Source organism: Hyphomonas sp. ske169, from assembly GCF_056850855.1.
On the sequence record NZ_CP096146.1, the window covers coordinates 721,454 to 737,202 of the forward strand.

At 57.1% G+C, this 15,749-nt stretch carries 15 protein-coding genes; 10 read left to right on the top strand and 5 right to left on the bottom strand.

All coding sequences use genetic code 11. The annotated features are described in order from the left end of the window. Nucleotides 1-5: 5 nt before the first annotated feature. Both MY069_RS03420 and MY069_RS03425 read right to left on the bottom strand, forming a co-directional pair. A complete protein-coding gene (locus MY069_RS03420) occupies nt 6-1,979 on the bottom strand; it encodes a M3 family oligoendopeptidase (protein WP_482795674.1) in 1,974 nt (657 codons plus the stop codon). 91 nt (nt 1,980-2,070) lie between these two features. Beyond that, nucleotides 2,071-3,159 (bottom strand): DNA methyltransferase, encoded by a 1,089-nt coding sequence (locus MY069_RS03425; protein WP_482795675.1) that lies wholly within the window; start codon nt 3,157-3,159, stop codon nt 2,071-2,073. A 237-nt stretch (nt 3,160-3,396) separates the two neighbouring features. Here MY069_RS03425 and MY069_RS03430 point away from each other — a divergent pair, with 237 nt between their 5' ends. After that, on the top strand, nt 3,397-4,755 hold the full coding sequence (locus tag MY069_RS03430; RefSeq protein ID WP_482795676.1) for an MFS transporter: 1,359 nt from the start codon (nt 3,397-3,399) through the stop codon (nt 4,753-4,755). Here the strand turns inward: MY069_RS03430 and MY069_RS03435 are convergent. Both MY069_RS03435 and MY069_RS03440 read right to left on the bottom strand, forming a co-directional pair. Continuing rightward, complete coding sequence (locus MY069_RS03435; RefSeq protein ID WP_482795677.1) at nt 4,752-5,885, bottom strand: PA0069 family radical SAM protein; 1,134 nt, start codon at nt 5,883-5,885, stop codon at nt 4,752-4,754. The genes MY069_RS03430 and MY069_RS03435 overlap by 4 nt on opposite strands. A 79-nt stretch (nt 5,886-5,964) precedes the next feature. After that, on the bottom strand, nt 5,965-6,987 hold the full coding sequence (locus MY069_RS03440) for an A/G-specific adenine glycosylase (protein WP_482795678.1): 1,023 nt from the start codon (nt 6,985-6,987) through the stop codon (nt 5,965-5,967). 25 nt (nt 6,988-7,012) lie between these two features. Here MY069_RS03440 and MY069_RS03445 point away from each other — a divergent pair, with 25 nt between their 5' ends. The 9 genes from MY069_RS03445 to MY069_RS03485 all read left to right on the top strand — a co-directional run bounded on the left by MY069_RS03445 (nt 7,013) and on the right by MY069_RS03485 (nt 15,167). Next, on the top strand, nt 7,013-7,585 hold the full coding sequence (locus MY069_RS03445; protein ID WP_482795679.1) for a DUF721 domain-containing protein: 573 nt from the start codon (nt 7,013-7,015) through the stop codon (nt 7,583-7,585). A 21-nt stretch (nt 7,586-7,606) separates the two neighbouring features. After that, a complete protein-coding gene (locus MY069_RS03450) occupies nt 7,607-8,278 on the top strand; it encodes a thioredoxin domain-containing protein (protein ID WP_482795680.1) in 672 nt (223 codons plus the stop codon). 70 nt (nt 8,279-8,348) lie between these two features. Beyond that, complete coding sequence (locus tag MY069_RS03455; RefSeq protein WP_482795681.1) at nt 8,349-9,035, top strand: thioredoxin domain-containing protein; 687 nt, start codon at nt 8,349-8,351, stop codon at nt 9,033-9,035. Nucleotides 9,036-9,053: 18 nt separating this feature from the next. Continuing rightward, nucleotides 9,054-12,515, top strand: a complete 3,462-nt coding sequence (gene smc / locus MY069_RS03460; RefSeq protein ID WP_482795682.1) for a chromosome segregation protein SMC — start codon at nt 9,054-9,056, stop codon at nt 12,513-12,515. An 18-nt stretch (nt 12,516-12,533) separates the two neighbouring features. Beyond that, on the top strand, nt 12,534-12,881 hold the full coding sequence (locus tag MY069_RS03465) for an AtpZ/AtpI family protein (RefSeq protein ID WP_482795683.1): 348 nt from the start codon (nt 12,534-12,536) through the stop codon (nt 12,879-12,881). A gap of 8 nt (nt 12,882-12,889) precedes the next feature. Then, nucleotides 12,890-13,678 (top strand): F0F1 ATP synthase subunit A, encoded by a 789-nt coding sequence (locus MY069_RS03470; RefSeq protein WP_482795684.1) that lies wholly within the window; start codon nt 12,890-12,892, stop codon nt 13,676-13,678. 112 nt (nt 13,679-13,790) lie between these two features. Then, entirely contained in the window at nt 13,791-14,027 is a 237-nt protein-coding gene (locus MY069_RS03475; protein WP_482795685.1) for a F0F1 ATP synthase subunit C, read from the top strand. A 43-nt stretch (nt 14,028-14,070) separates the two neighbouring features. Further along, a complete protein-coding gene (locus MY069_RS03480) occupies nt 14,071-14,610 on the top strand; it encodes a F0F1 ATP synthase subunit B family protein (RefSeq protein WP_482795686.1) in 540 nt (179 codons plus the stop codon). A gap of 5 nt (nt 14,611-14,615) precedes the next feature. Next, the gene (locus tag MY069_RS03485) at nt 14,616-15,167 is read left to right on the top strand and encodes a F0F1 ATP synthase subunit B family protein (protein ID WP_482795687.1); all 552 of its coding nucleotides are present in this window, start codon (nt 14,616-14,618) and stop codon (nt 15,165-15,167) included. A 62-nt stretch (nt 15,168-15,229) separates the two neighbouring features. Here MY069_RS03485 and MY069_RS03490 read toward each other — a convergent pair whose 3' ends face one another. After that, the gene (locus tag MY069_RS03490; protein WP_482795688.1) at nt 15,230-15,580 is read right to left on the bottom strand and encodes a hypothetical protein; all 351 of its coding nucleotides are present in this window, start codon (nt 15,578-15,580) and stop codon (nt 15,230-15,232) included. Between the last annotated feature and the right edge of the window lie 169 nt (nt 15,581-15,749).

Below are 15,749 nucleotides of genomic sequence, written 5' to 3' on the forward strand. Positions count from 1 at the left end.
ACCGGTTAGCTATCGCCCGCCGCACATGGATTGCTGAGCGGCGGCTTCACCCAAGCCGGCCCGTGCCGACCCGACTCGCGTCGGTCTAAGATCTCTTCAATCTCATCCATGATCCGGTTCATCCGCGCTTCGACGGCCTGATACGGGGCTGGGCTTGCCATATCGAGTCCGGTGGCAAGCTTTAAGTCATAGGGATGCCCCGATCCGCCAGCCTCTAACATTTTGAGATACGCCTCAGTCGTCTCTTCATCCCCCTCGCGGATCTTGTCGGCATAATACACCGCCGCTGCGAGCGAGGTTGAATATTGATAGACATAGAAATCATAGAAGAAATGCGGGATATAAGCCCATTCGAGATTGTAGCTCTCAGGCACAAGCGTCACGCCCTCTTCAACGCCATAATAGCGATTGAAAATGTCTGTATAGATCTCGGTCATGCGCTGGCCGGTGAGGCTTTCTCCATCCTCAACGGCGGCGTGAATGGCGGCTTCGAACTCGGCAAATTGGGTCTGGCGGAAATAGGTCCCGCGCATCTGCTCTAGCGCGTAGCCTAAGAAGAAGAGACGCTCTTCATCCGTCGCGGCAATCTCCAACATCTTTTCTTGCGCGAGCACTTCTTTGGTGATCGCGGCCGTTTCAGCGATGAAGATCGAGTAACGCGCGGTTTCAAATGGCTGAGCCTCATTCGCCAGAATGGTGTGCATCGCATGACCCCATTCATGGATGAACGTCGACGCGCTGTCATATGTGTCCTGGTGGTTGAGCAATACATAAGGCCCAACGTCGTAAACGCTGCCCGACATATAAGCGCCGCTGCGCTTGCCTTGGCTTGGATAGGCATGGCTCCAACCGCCTGTCATGGCGAGGCAAAGACTCTGCACATAGTCTTGGCCAAATGGCTCCGACGCTGCGGCGGCAATTTGCGCTGATTTTTCAAGATCAAAGACTTGGTCCGTTTCCACCAAGTTTGGATAGATATCGTGGAACGCAAACTCCTCGATCCCGAGAATGCGCGCGCGCAATTCGAAATAGCGATGCAGGGTTGGCAGCGCTGCGTTCACTTCACTCAGCAAGGTGTCATAGACTTCGCGCGGAATATTATCGTCCGCTAAAGCGGCTTCGAGCGCAGAGCCATAATTGCGTTGTGAGGCATTGAAGACCTGACGCTGAACATGGCTACCCAGGGCTTCGCCGAGGGAGCTTTCAAATTGCTGATAGGTCTCGAAATAGGCGTTGAAAACAGCAATACGGTCTTCGCGGTTTTCCGCGGCCCGGCCTTTCACATAGCCTGCAGCATCAAGGCGGAGCTCCTCGCCGGTGCTCAAGGTGATGGTCGGCCATGGAATGTCTGAATTCTTTAGCTGGGTATAAATTCGCTGCGCGCCGCCAAGGGCAACGCTCGCCGCGGCCATCAGGCTCTCCCCTTCAGGAGACAGCGTATGCGGCGCCGACCGCAAAGTCTCCCGCAGCCCAAATGCGTGTTCGGCGAGGCGCGGCTCTTCTGCGATCCAGGTCTCCACGCGCTTTTCGCCTTGCGCCTGAACCATCGGGCTAATCCAAGCCGTCGCTTCGCCATAGGCAGCGAACATGGCTTGCGCCTGTCCGCGGCGGGCGAGCTTATCGCCGTCACGCAAATCCGTGTCGGAATCCATGAAGGCGTAAGAAGAAACCCGTAACGCTTCGCGGGCGATGTCAGATGTCTGCTCTGACAGGTCGGCAATCGACGCAGCACTCGGCTCAAACGTTTCCGCCATGGCTTCAATTGGGCCGAGACGTTCTAGAACACTGAGCCGGGCGGCATCCCAAGCTTCGACATCAGCATACAGGCGCGTCAAATCCCATTCCACCGGCTCGCGCTCGGATTCTGCGCCAGAATCAGCATGATCATCCCACATCGGGCCCGGCATCGGATCGGCAATGGCGACAGGCCCAACAAGCGCAAGCGCGAGGGCGGCACAGGAAAGTAATTGCTGTTTCATCTGGGAGACGCTCCTTAAATCGTGGATCGCCTCATAACAGCATTCTTATCGGTAAACGGAAAGACCTAAAATAGAATCCAAGGCACTCAGCCTAGTTCACAAGTCCCATTTCATGGCGATATCGGCGGCGCAAAAGATCGATCGGCGCAAGCTCGCCGCTCTTGGCTTCTTCATAATGCCAATAGGTCCACCCATTGCAGGCGGGTGCCTGTTGAACGAAAGCGCCGACCCGGTGGATCGAACCCGAGGCTTCGCCAGTGGTCAAACTGCCATCGATGCGAATACGCGCATTGAAGCGTTTCTTTGGCGACCAGAGTCGGTCGCCGGGTTTCAGCCAGCCATTCTCGATCAGTGCGCCAAACGGTACGCGCGGCAAGGATTTCTTGCCCTTCTCAATCTCAAGCATGTCGCCTTCGATGGGGGTGATCGCTTTCAGGCGCGCCCGAGCCAGGCGCACATAGGCCGGGTCCTGTTCGATCCCGACATAGGCGCGACCAAGTTTCTTGGCGACCGCGGCCGTTGTGCCGGTGCCGGAAAATGGATCTACGACCACGTCGCCAGGTTTAGATGTGGCGAGCAGGATTCTCTGCAGCAGCGCTTCTGGCTTTTGGGTTGGATGCGCTTTCTTGCCATCATCGCCCTTCAACCGCTCGCCGCCGGCGCAAATCGGAATCAGCCAATCTGAACGCATTTGCTTGTCTTCATTGAAGGTCTTCAGTGCGTCATAATTAAACGTGACTTTCGACTTCTCCGACTTGCCAGCCCAAATCATCGTCTCATGCGCATTTTGGAACCGCGTGCCTTTAAAGTTCGGCATTGGGTTTGATTTGCGCCAGATGACATCATTCTGAATCCAGAAACCGGCATCCTGAAGCACCGTCCCGACCCGGAAAATATTGTGATAAGATCCGATCACCCAGATTGCGCCGTCATCTTTTAAAACGCGGCGACACTCAGCAAGCCATTGATGAGTGAACAGATCATAAGCATCGAAACTATCAAACTGGTCCCAAGCGTCGGTGACGCCATCGACGACAGATTGGTCAGGCCGGGTCAAACCGCCGCCAAGCTGCAAATTGTAAGGCGGGTCAGCGAATACCAGGTCGACTGAATTGTCTGGCAGGCGCGACAGAACGTCGACGCACTCGCCTTCTATAATTGTGTTTTTGTTGAGCTCCATGCCCCGTGCTTCCCATCGTCGAATCAGTTGCGAATCAGAAGCATCCCAAATCAACCGGTTCGGGTTGCTGATTCGTTAAGCGCCGAAACGCCCCCGCAAGAATTCATTTCGAATGCGAAACTGCACGGATTCAGGGCTGTGGACAAGTCTGTGGATATTTTGCCTTCACCCAAGACTGCGCGCGACGTCAGCTGCGATATCTCTTGCCTTTCGTGACGCATGCGTCATCTTCGAATCATGCGTGCTAAGTCTGATCGTCTTCCGCTGCCGCGGGTGCTTGCTTTCGCCAGTGTTGGGATGCCTCTATCAGCAATCGGACTGCCCATGGCCGTCTTCGTTGCGCCAATGTATGCGGAACAATTGGGGCTTGGCACGACGATGGTCGGCTTGGTCTTCATGATTCTGAGGTTCTGGGATCTCGGCACAGACCCGGTCATGGGATGGCTCGTCGATACTCGCCCGACCAAACGCGGTCGGATCAAACATTGGCTGGTGGCTAGCGTTCCGGTTCTGATGCTGGGCGGGTTTTTCATGTTCATGCCGATGGGGGAGACCGTTTCGCCCGCCTATTTGGTGATATGGCTGATCGTGCTTTGGCTTGGCTACACAATGCTGCAAACCCCGCATCAGTCCTGGGTGCCGATGATCACGACCGTTTATGATGAGCGTTCGCGGCTGTTCATGTGGCGCGAGATTATCTCAACGATCACGCTTTTAACCTTGCTTATCGTGCCAACATTATTGGCCATCAATTACGGAATCGACCGGCGCGGCCAGGTCATGGTCATGGGCGTAATTCTGATGATTGTGCTGCCGACTACAGTCGCTCTTGCCGTCTTATTCGTACCCGACCCGCCGCCCGCTAAAGACGCGCAAAAAATGGAGTTCAGTTGGGACGCCATCAAAGTCGCTTTCAAAAACCCGAATATGGTGCGCATCTTAATGGTCGAAGTATTGGTCGGGATTGCGATTGCTGGCACCGGCGGCACATTCCTGTTTGCCGCGCAATGGGGGTTTGGCGTCACTGCGCTCGCACCAGTCATCTTGATGGCATTCTTTATCGCCGGGTTCGCAGCCATGCCGGTTTGGATCGCCCTCTCAAAGCGCACTGAGAAACATCTGATTTTCATAGCGACGGCGATCTGGTCGATTGTCACTTATATGGTCTATCTCCCGCTCAGCGCGATGGGCGGCGGCGCGATCCCGCTCTTGATCGCCGCGATTGTCTCTGGTCTCGGTTACGGCACGCCTTTCATCCTTGCTCGCTCGATGGTCGCCGATATTATTGAAGCCGAGCAAGTAAAAACCGGAGAGAACCGGTCCGGCATGTATTATTCGCTGATGTCGGGCTCCTACAAAACCGGCGCGAGCTTCGCGATTGGCATCCCATACATCCTGCTGGGCGCATGGGTCGGGTTCGATCCTTCTGGCGAAAATAGTCCAGAAGTGGTGCGCGGCTTGATGCTCGTTTTTGTCGGAGTGCCGGTCGTCTCCTATACCCTCGCCGCGCTCATCTTACGCAATTACCGCCTGACACGCGCAGAACAAAAAGCAAATGCGGACCAGCTCGCCGCGCAAACCGCGGGCGAACCTTAAATATCCATCCGGTACTGACCTCCTTTTAAAATTGGCGGCCTGAAAAGATCCGTCCGCAGCGGCGTGCGCTGGGGCGCGAGACCCAGACGCCGCACCGTGCGGACGAACCTTTGAGCGATGAGTTTCGCATGCGCGCCCTGCCCCGTTCCACGCGCGAACCAATCGGCGTCATAATCCTTTCCGCCGCGCATTTCGCGCAGCAAATTGATCACGCGCGCCGCACGGTCTGGATAATGCTGGACCAGCCATTCATGGAAAATGTCTTTCAGCTCATGCGGAAGACGCAGCAGCACATAGCCCGCCCCAATCGCGCCATGCGCTTTCGCTGTTTCGAGCAATTTCTCGAGCTCCGGCTCGTTCAGCGTTGGAATAATTGGCGCCGCCATGACAGTGACCGGCACACCCGCATCGCTAAGCGCCTGCACGGTTTGGTATCGTTTGCGCGGCGCGGCTGCTCGCGGCTCCATCGCGCGCGCGAGTTTTGAATCTAGCGTGGTGATCGACACGCCCACACGGCAGAGCTGACGCTCGGCCATTGGGGCAATGAGATCGAGATCCCGTTGGATCAGGGCTGACTTGGTAAGCAGAGACACAGGATGATTATGGTCGCTTAGGATTTGCAAAAATCGGCGGGTTAATTTCTGCTCGCGTTCGACCGGCTGATAGGCATCTGTGTTGACCCCAAGCGCAATCGGGCGCGGCACATAGCCCGGGCGGGACAGCTCTTTTAACAGCAAATCCGGTCCGTCCGGTTTGTAGAAAAGCTTGCTTTCAAAATCTAAGCCCGCCGATAGCCCATGATAGGCATGGGTCGGCCGGGCAAAACAATAGACGCAGCCATGCTCACATCCGCGATACGGATTGATCGAGCGATCGAAATGGATGTCCGGCGACTTATTGAAAGTGATAATCGTGCGCGGGGTTTCTTTGGTCAGCGTCGTCTTTAAACGCGGCGCCTCTTCTTCGATTGTGCCCCAACCATCATCCAAAGCCTCACGTGTTTCAGGTTCAAACCGCCCGGTCTGGTTCGAAACCGCACCGCGGCCGCGATGGTGAAAGCGCTCGCGCACCTCCGCCACCGCGGCTCGTCCCACCCGGCCTTTTGTCGTCAGTTTTTGATCCGTTCGCATGTGTCTTGTGGAGCACAAGAAACGGAACAAAACAAGAACTAATGAGCCTTATCCACAACCTGATCCGAAGTCCAACGCTCTAGAGCGCCAGCTTCAGCGCTTTCGAAAACACACTCGGCAAGCCGTCGGCTGCGGAGGATACTGGCGTGAATTGTTCCGCTGCTTCGGCGCGCCAAACCGTTAAAGTCAGCGCGAAGTGGGTGAAGACGTGGCGGACCTCGCCAATCTCTTGCCAATTCGCCTCTGAGGGGAATTTTGGGGGCGCTAACTCACCCGCCCAGTGCGAGGTCGGCAGGCCGAGCATGCCGCCAAGCAGGCCTTTATCGACACGTCGTTCTGTCATCACGGATTGGTCTTTGCCAAACAGGACATAGACATGCCCCAACCGGGTTGGCTTTGGCGTCTTCTTTGGTTTGATCGGATAGCGGTCAGGATCGCCCTCAGCCGTCGCAGCGCACATCTGCCGCAAAGGGCAAAGCAGACAATTGGGCGATTTAGGCGTGCAGATCGTTGCTCCGAGATCCATTAGCGCTTCAGCAAACTCGGCCGGCCGGTCCGCCGGCACCAAGCTCTCAACGACTGATTTGAGCCGGGCTTTTTCGAGCTTCCACTCGCCCTTCATCGCCATCAAGCGCGCGAACACACGATCGACATTGCCATCGACCGCCGCAGCTTGTCGGCCAAAGGCCAGCGCCGCCACCGCGCCGGCCGTACATGGTCCAATCCCGGGCAATTTCCCGAGCGCACTGACGGTATCTGGCCAAGCACCAAGGGCGGTCACCTCGCGCGCGCATTTAAGCAGATTTCGAGCTCGGGCATAATAGCCAAGCCCCGCCCAAGCGGCCATCACGTCTTCGTCTTTCGCAGCAGCGAGATCCTCAACCGTTGGCCAGCGTTTGGTGAACGCAAGATAATATCGCGTCGCGTGCGGGACCGTTGTTTGCTGCAACATGATCTCGGCGAGCCACACCCGATAGGGATCCGGTTTCACCCCGCGCGCGCGCTTTATTGGCCCAATCCGCCAAGGCAGATCACGGGCCGCGCCCGCATACCAATCGAGCAGCCGGTCCGAAAGGTCTGCAAAGTGTAACTTTTCATCCATGTTCATGACAGGCAGAGTGGCGCGAATGGTCAAACGTTCAAGCCTCGATCCTCTGGAGGAAGCCCGCGCCCGCGTCAAACTTCGTTATGCGAAGGCGAAACCGGTGCATCCTGGTCCGAACACGATTGGCACGGCGGCGATGCGACTGGCGCGTAAGAAGCTGCCCAAGAAAGCCGCGACTCTCAGCCGTCTAAAAGTGAACTGGAAAGATATTGTCGGCGAGCAACTCGCCCGTCTGTGCCGCCCCGAAAAACTAACCCCAGCAAAAGGTGGCCGACGCCTCACTTTAATGGTTGTTCCCGCGGCCGCAGGTTTGGTGCAGCATCAGAGCGAGATTATTCGGCAAAGGGTGTCGGTCGCGGCTGGCGGCGACATTACAGCGATCAAGATCCTGCAAGGCCATATCGGAACCGCGCCCAAACACGCCTTGTCGAAACCCATCCCCCTCACGCCCGAGCAAAAAGAAGCACTGCTTTCAAGCGCACAATCAATTGAAGACGATAAGCTGCGGGCTGCAATTGTTGCGCTTGGCGAAGCCGTGCTAACCGCTGAACCTGAACCACAAGAGCCCGAATCGCCTTCGTCGCTCCCCTTCTAACTGCCTGAAAGGTCGTCCCCTATGATCCAATTCACCCGCCGTGCTGCCGTTGCCGCTTTCTCTATTATCGCGCTGACAGCTTGCGGTGCCGCAGATTCAAGCAATGCCCAGGAGGGGACGTCTGGGACAAGCGAACTCGCCCTAACCGATATCACGCTGGGCGATGCTGACGCACCGATTACGATTGTTGAATATGCCAGCTGGACCTGCCCAGCCTGTTTGCAATTCCACAATGATGTCATCCCGATGCTGAAGGCCGATTATGTCGAAACTGGGAAAGTGAAATTTGTGTTTCGGGAATACCCAACCCCGCCTGCAAACATCTCCGTCGCCGGGTTTCTGCTCGCCCGCTGCGCTGGGGAAGATCGTTATTATGAGGCGATTGATGATCTCTTCTTGGCGCAAACCAATATCCTCAACCTCGCGCGGTCTGGTGGAGACATTGAAGGCGCTTTGCGGGCCCTCGCCACCTCCTACGGCATCGAAGGGGACGGTTTCACCGACTGTTTGAGCAATAAAGACGTCACCTATGCGATCAGTGAATCGGTCATGAAAGGCGACAGCCAGGGCGTGAACTCGACCCCAACTGTGTTCTTGAACGGTGAGAAACTGCAAGGCTATGACTGGCGCACTGCCGACGGCATGAAAGCGCTGCTCGACGAAAAGCTCGGGGCCGAAGCCCCAGCAGAGTAAGCGCTCTTGACAGCGGGCGCGCTGTTAACTTCTTGGCAACCAATCCGACTCAGACTGTTAAGGAAAGGTTATGAGCATGCTCAGATTCACCCGTCGCGGCACTGTATTTGCCCTTAGCGCCCTGGCCCTCGCGGCTTGTGGTGGCGCAAGCAATGACGATTCTGGATCATCAGATACTGGCAGCAATCAGGGCGAAGGCGTTGTTCTGCAAGACATTGTCTTTGGCGATCCTGATGCACCTGTGACACTGGTTGAATATGCCAGTTGGACCTGCCCGGCCTGTCTCGATTTCCACATGCGGATCATGCCGACCGTGAAAGCCGACTATGTCGATACAGGCAAAGTCAAACTGGTCTTCCGCGAGTTTCCAACCGCGCCAGCGAATATCGCCGTGGCTGGGTTTGCGCTCGCGCGCTGCACCGATGACAGCCAATATTACGACATTCTCGACGAGTTATTCATGCGTCAGGACGCGATCCTGACCTTGGCGCGCCAAGGCGGTCCGGTGGTCGAAGCGCTGAAGCAAGTTGGGGTCAATCACGGGATTGAAGGGGACGACGCGTTCCAAGCTTGCCTTGATGATCAATCCAATCGCGATGCGATCCGAGCGTCGATCGCCGCGGCCCGCGCCAAAGGCGTCGATGCAACACCCACCTTCTACCTGAATGGCGCAGAGATGGACGGCAATGTCCGTGTCTCACCCGTGACTTTCACCGCAGCGCTTGATGCCGCGCTTGGCGAGCCTGCGAGCGAATAGGAAGGGAATGGGGGCTGAATGCAGTTAAAAGAACTCCGCATTGCAGGCTTCAAATCCTTCGTTGACCCCGAATCGGTTCCGATCCGTCCCGGCCTGACCGGCATTGTCGGGCCGAATGGGTGCGGCAAATCCAATCTGCTCGAAGCCATGCGCTGGGCGATGGGCGCCAATTCAGCCAAAGCCATGCGCGGCGGCGAGATGGATGACCTGATCTTCTCAGGCGCTGCTGGCCGACCGGCCCGTGAACTCGCCGAAGTCACGCTGGTGCTCGACAATAGTGCCCGCACGGCGCCGCCGGAGTTTAACGCCTCAGACACGCTCGAAGTGATGCGTCGCCTGAAACGCGGAGCTGGATCGAGTTATAAGCTCAATGGCCGAACGGTTCGCGGCAAAGACATCAAACTTTTGTTTGCGGATGCCTCCACTGGCGCGAACTCGCCGTCTTTGGTGCGCCAAGGCCAAATCAGTGAACTGATCGGCTCCAAACCGCAAAACCGCCGCCGCATCCTTGAAGAAGCTGCCGGTATTTCGGGCCTCAACACCCGCCGCCATGAGGCAGAGCTAAAACTGCGCGGCGCCGAGACCAATCTTGAGCGCCTGACAGAAGTGTCCGCGGAAGTTGAACGTCAACTAGAGAGTCTGAAACGCCAGGCCCGCAAAGCCCGTAAGTATAAAGAACTCAGCGCCAAGATTTCAGCGCTTGAAGCCTATCTCGCACATTTGAAATGGTTCACTGCGAAAGAAGACCAAGAGACCGCTGCGGTCTCGCTCGCTCGCGCCAAAACCGAAGTCGAGCGCCTCACCCGCGAAGCGGCTGTCGCTGAAACCAAACGCCTGGAAGCCAGTAATGGCATCGGGCCGCTCCGCATGGCAGAGGCCACGGCGTCTGGGAAGCTTGGCCAAGCCAAAATCGAACTCGCTCGCATCGAAACCGAGCGCAAAAATGCTGCCGACATGCTGGCGGGACTCGAGCGTGAGGCCGCGCGTCTGGCGGAAGACATTCAGCGCGAACAGGCGCAACGCGAAGAAGCAGAGCGAACACTCGCCGATGCCAAAGACTCGCTCGCCGCCCTGCCTGTGGCTAGCGATACGACCAATAAAGAAAAAGAAATTGAGGCCGAACGCGCCCTCACCGAAGCCAAGCAGTCGCTCGAATTGGCGCAGGCCGAAGCCGACAGCAAAACCGACGCGCTTTCGCAAAAGCGTGCGGAAATCCAGGCCTTAGAAGCCAATGCCGTCGCCCACCGCCGCCGCGTTGAAAGCCTAGAGCAAGAGGTGGAGCACCTTCGCGCCGCTGTTGCAGCTTTGCCGGCCAGCGATACGCTCACTTCAGAGCTCGAAACCGCCCGGCTGGCAGAAGCCGAGGCTGAAACCGCATTGAAAGCCGCGCAAGACACGCTCGAAGCGGCCGAACAGACCGTTCTCGACAGGCAAGAAGCCGAACTCGCTGCGAAATCGCCGGCTGATGAGGCTCAAGACGCTCTGCGGACACTTGAAACAGAGATTGCCGGTCTGACCCGGCTGCTGCGGAAGGCAGAGCGCACAGAAAGCCCACCTGTCGTCGAGCAGATGCGCACCCGCGATGGCTATGAAAAAGCCGTTGCCGCCGCTCTGGGCGATGATTTGCAAGCGCCAACCGACCGATCCGCCTCAATCTATTGGGGCGGCAGTGCCGTCAAAACCCAAGCTCTGCCGGGATATGCGAAACCGCTAACTGATTTTGTCGAAGCGCCCGGCGAGCTCGCCGCACGCCTCTCACAATGTGGTGTCGTTTCGCGCTCTGAAGGCTTGGAGCTGGCAGAGGAGCTAAAACCCGGCCAGCGTTTAGTGACCCTAGATGGTCATCTATGGCGCTGGGACGGCTTCACACGCACGCCAGCTGCGCCGGTCGCAGCCGCGGAACGACTTGAGCAACAGACCCGGCTGGAAGAAGCGCAAGCCGCGCTTGGCCCGCAGCGCCAATCGGTGTCTGACCTGCAAGCCGCTCATGCTGAGGCGCGCGGCGCCCGCATTGGCGCGGAAGAAGACCTGAAACAGCTCCGCCGAAGCGTCCAAGACGCTTCACAACGCCTCGACAATGCCCGCCGGACCCATGCCAGCGCGAAGCAGCAGTCGGATCGGGCCAGCCTGCAAGCTGACTCGGCGAAGGAGAACTTGGCCCGCGTCGAGTCTGATCTCTCAATCGCCGCCGAAGCCTATCGCACTGCAGCGAAACCAGAAAATACGGAAGTTCTGATCCAGCTCCAGGAAGCGGTCACCAAGGCGCGGGATCAACTGACAGTGGCGCGCGAACGGGAAACTGAATGCCGCGGCCGTCTGACCGACCTCACCCGCAACCGCCAGCAAGCCATGGCACGCCGTGAAGCGCTTGAAAAAGACGTCGAACGTTGGGCGGGCCGTCTGGAAACCTCCGCCGCGCGCGTCCAAGCCCTGCTGACCCGCCGCAGCGAGGCCGCAAGCGAGGCCGCAGCTGCAAAAGCGCGCCCAGAGGCATTGCAGACACAACTCGATACGCTGGCAGCACGGGTCGAAACACTCGAAACCGAACGCCAAACCGCAGCCGATACATTGGCGCAGCGCGAGTCCGAGATTCGCGCCGTCGAAGAAGCTGCGCGGTCTACGAACAATCTCGCAATGAGCGCCCGCGAAACCCTCGCCATCGCCAATGCCAAACTCGAAAACGCGACAGAACGCTTGGCTGAAGCGTCTGAGATCGCCCAAAGCCAGTTCCAACGCGCCCCTGAAGGGCTTCTAACCATCGCCAAAGCCGGCATGGATGAAGAAGAAATGGACGCGATCGATGTGAAAGAAGCGGAGCGTCAGCTCGACTTCCTGCGCCGTGATCGCGAGAATCTTGGCGGCGTGAATATGGAAGCTGAGGCCGAAGTCGAAGAGATTTCATCCCGTCTCGGCTCGCAAGCCGAAGAAAAAGCCGATCTGACCGCCGCGATTGCGAAACTCCGTGAAGGCGTGGCTGCTCTGAATGATGAAGGCCGTAGCCGCCTACTTGGCGCCTTTGATCAGGTGAATGAGCATTTCAAAACGCTGTTCACCACCCTGTTCCGAGGCGGCGAAGCAGAGCTGCGTCTTGTTGACGCGGACGACCCGCTCGCCGCTGGCCTCGAGATCTTTGCGCAGCCCCCCGGCAAGCGCCTTGGGACACTGTCGCTGATGTCTGGCGGCGAGCAAGCGCTGACAGCGACCGCGCTGATTTTTGCGGTCTTCTTGTCCCGTCCATCGCCAATTTGTGTGCTCGATGAGGTCGATGCGCCGCTCGATGATGCGAACGTCGATCGCTATTGCCGGATGCTTGATGAAATGCGGCAACGCACCGACACACGCTTCATCGTCATCACCCACAATCCGGTGACGATGAGCCGAATGGACCGCCTGTATGGCGTGACAATGCGCGAAAAAGGCGTTTCTAAGCTGGTATCAGTGGATTTGGACGCCGCAGAAGAGCTGGTTGCGGCCGAATAGATAGGCAATCGACTCAACATGACCACGCCCGAAAACGACGATTTAGCGGCGCGCATTGCCCGCGCCAAAAGCGCGCAGGAGCAGACCGAAAAAAAGCAGCGCCAAGCCGATGCCTCCGCTGGAGTCTCAGCCGGTGCCCTCGCTTTACGATACGGCGCAGAGTTCGGAGCAGCCGTATTTGTTGGGATTATGATCGGTCTCGGCATCGATCATGTCTTCGGAACCGCGCCCTGGGGCATTCTGATCATGATGACGTTTGGGCTCGCCGCAGGCGTGCTGGGTGTTATTCGCGCCTACAAACAGTTGACTGACGCCGCTAATCCGGTCATGAGCGCCGACAAAACGGGCACCAAACCTGAAGAATAGACGCGATTATGAACCTCTTTTTCCACGGCGCCGCCGATCCAATGAAGCAGTTCGAAGTCCAGAAATGGTTCGAACTGCCGCAGATTTTTGGATACGATCTCTACTTCACCAATGCCGCAGGCTTTATGCTGATGGGCGTGGTGCTGTGTATCGCCTTTTTTGGCTATGCTGCGTCGCGCGGTAAAATCGTTCCAAACCGTCTGCAATCCATGGGCGAGATTGGCTACGGGTTCGTCGCCGACATGATTCGCAGCACGGCTGGTGAAGAAGGCCTTCGCTTCTTCCCATTTGTGTTCACGCTCTTCTTCTTCATCTTGTTCGCCAACCTGATTGGCATGTCACCTTACGCGTTTACGACAACCAGCCACCTAGTGGTCACTGGATTGCTCGCTATGTTGGTGATCTCGATCGTAATTGTGTTTGGTCTGTGGAAAAACGGCCTGAAATTCTTCGGCCTGTTCGCGCCATCCTTGGGCGATATGCACATTCTCGGGAAAGCGGTGATCTATACGATCCTTATCCCGATTGAAATTATCTCATTCATTGCCCGCCCGCTGACCCTGGCGCTGCGTCTCTTCGCGAACATGCTGGCTGGTCACATCCTGCTAAAACTGTTTGCTGGATTTGCCGTAACCGGCATTACCGCAGGCGGTATTGGCCTTCTGGTCGCCCCGCTTGCCTTCGGCATGGGTGTGGCGCTGAACGCTCTCGAATTTCTCGTTGCAGGTCTGCAAGCTTATGTGTTTGCGATCCTAACCTGCGTCTACCTTAACGATGCGCTTCACCCGTCGCACTAAGGGACCTTATTCACTGCGGCTATTTAGCCGTGCGGTTTCAACTTGACGCGCCCTTACGAAAAGGCTTCACGGGGCGCAAATCGAACAAACGGACTTCCCAAAGGAGATTCTCATGGAAGGTAACATCACAGACGGTCTGAAATATGTCGGTGCTGGCCTGGCGACACTCGGCATGATCGGTGCGGCGATTGGTGTGGGTAACATCTTCGGCTCATTCCTTGATGCCGCGATGCGCAACCCATCTGCTGCTCCACAGCAAACCGGTAACCTCTTCATCGGTATGGCGCTTTCAGAAGCGCTCGGCATTCTGGCCTTCCTCGTCTCGATCCTCATTCTGTTCGTGGTCTAAACCACAACATTTGTTTTCGAGACTTATAAGGACGGTATAGGCTATGCATCCGATCATCCTCGCTGCAGAAGCTGCTGCAGGCGCTGAAAAAGCGGCATTCCCGCCTTTTGACCCGTGGCACTTCCCTTCCCAGATTCTTTCTCTGGTGGTGCTGTTCGGCAGCCTATACTTCATCCTGTCCCGCTTCATCCTACCGAGTATCGGCAATACGCTTGAGCGACGCGAAAGCTCGATTGCAAGCGACTTGGATGAAGCCGCGCGGCTAAATGATGAGGCCCTCGACGCGCAGAAAGCGGTCGAAGTCTCCATCGCCAAGGCACACGCCAAGGCCCGTGAAACAGCGGATAAAGCCCGCTCTAAGATCGACAAAGAAATCGCGACCGAAACCGCGAAAGTTGATGCTGAGGTCGATAAGAAACTGGCCGAAGCTGAAACGCGTATCTCTGCCTTACGTGCAGATGCGATGAAAAATGTCGAATCAATTGCCAGCGACGCTGCACAAAGCGTCATCGGCAAGTTTGGCAGCAAAGCCGGTAAGGCTGACGTCACCTCAGCGGTCAAAACCGCGCTTGGAAAAGGATAAGGCTCATGCGGTTCGCCCTCCTCACCCCCTTCCTCGCGCTTGCCCCCGCTGCTTACGCTGCCGACGACAAAGTAGCGTGGTATGCTGACCCAACCACGGCGACAGCCTTTGCCGCCCTCGTCGTGTTCTTGTTCATCGTGTTCAGTGTGGGCGGCTTTAAGCTGATCTTCTCGAAGCTGGATGAGCGCGCAGAAGGTATCCAAAACCAAATCGACGAAGCCCGCGCCCTGCGCGAAGAAGCGTCGAAGCTGATGGCGGATGCTAAGAAAAAAGCCAAAGAAGCCGATGCCGCTGCCGATGACATCATCAAACGCGCCAAAGCTGACGCCGATGCGATGATGAAACAAGCCAAGGCAGATCTGAAAGCGAAAGTCGCTCGCCGCGAAGCGCAAGCCGAAGCCCGTATCGCACGCGCTGAAGCCGATGCGGCTGCAGAAGTTCGCCGGGTCGCCGCAGACGCCGCCACAGACGCCGCACGTTCGATCCTGTCAGGCTCAGGCGAAGCAACGGACCTGTTCGACAATGCGCTCGGGGAAATCGACAAACGCCTCAATTAAGGCCTGTCGGCTCAAGTTCTAAATCTGAACAATCACGAAGCCTGCTTCCAACGAAGCGGGCTTTATTTTTGGTCGTGAGATCGTTTCTCGCGCGCAAACACGGCTTTCATCAGCCAATTAGGAGCGAAGCGTTCGACGCGGGGATGTCGTTCTAAAACACCTTCCATCCAGCGCCGGCCCCAGAGCGAGTTCCGTCCAAGAAGCACCACACCAAGAATCGCGATCGGCAAGCCGATCGGCAGAAGCGGGGTAACAAAGGCAATCGGTATCGCGACAGCAATCAGGACCAATCCCAAGAGCGCAAAGGCCTGACGCACCAGGGTTCGGACGCTCGAACCGACAAAGCCGAGCGGGGCGGTCGCTGCGTTTTGCTTGAGCCGCTCCTTACCGAATGGGGATGATCCGTCTGCCATGCGTTATAATATGGTCCTTATGCCTTCGGTTCCAAGGGATTTTTCTGATCGCTGACTCTGGCAAGAGTGAGGCGGTTTGCATACTCAAATTCCGTTGAAGTGTCGTGAATTTCATCACGAAGTTTCCCGAAGAACACACATCGACCCGTAATATTTATTGATGGTCGTC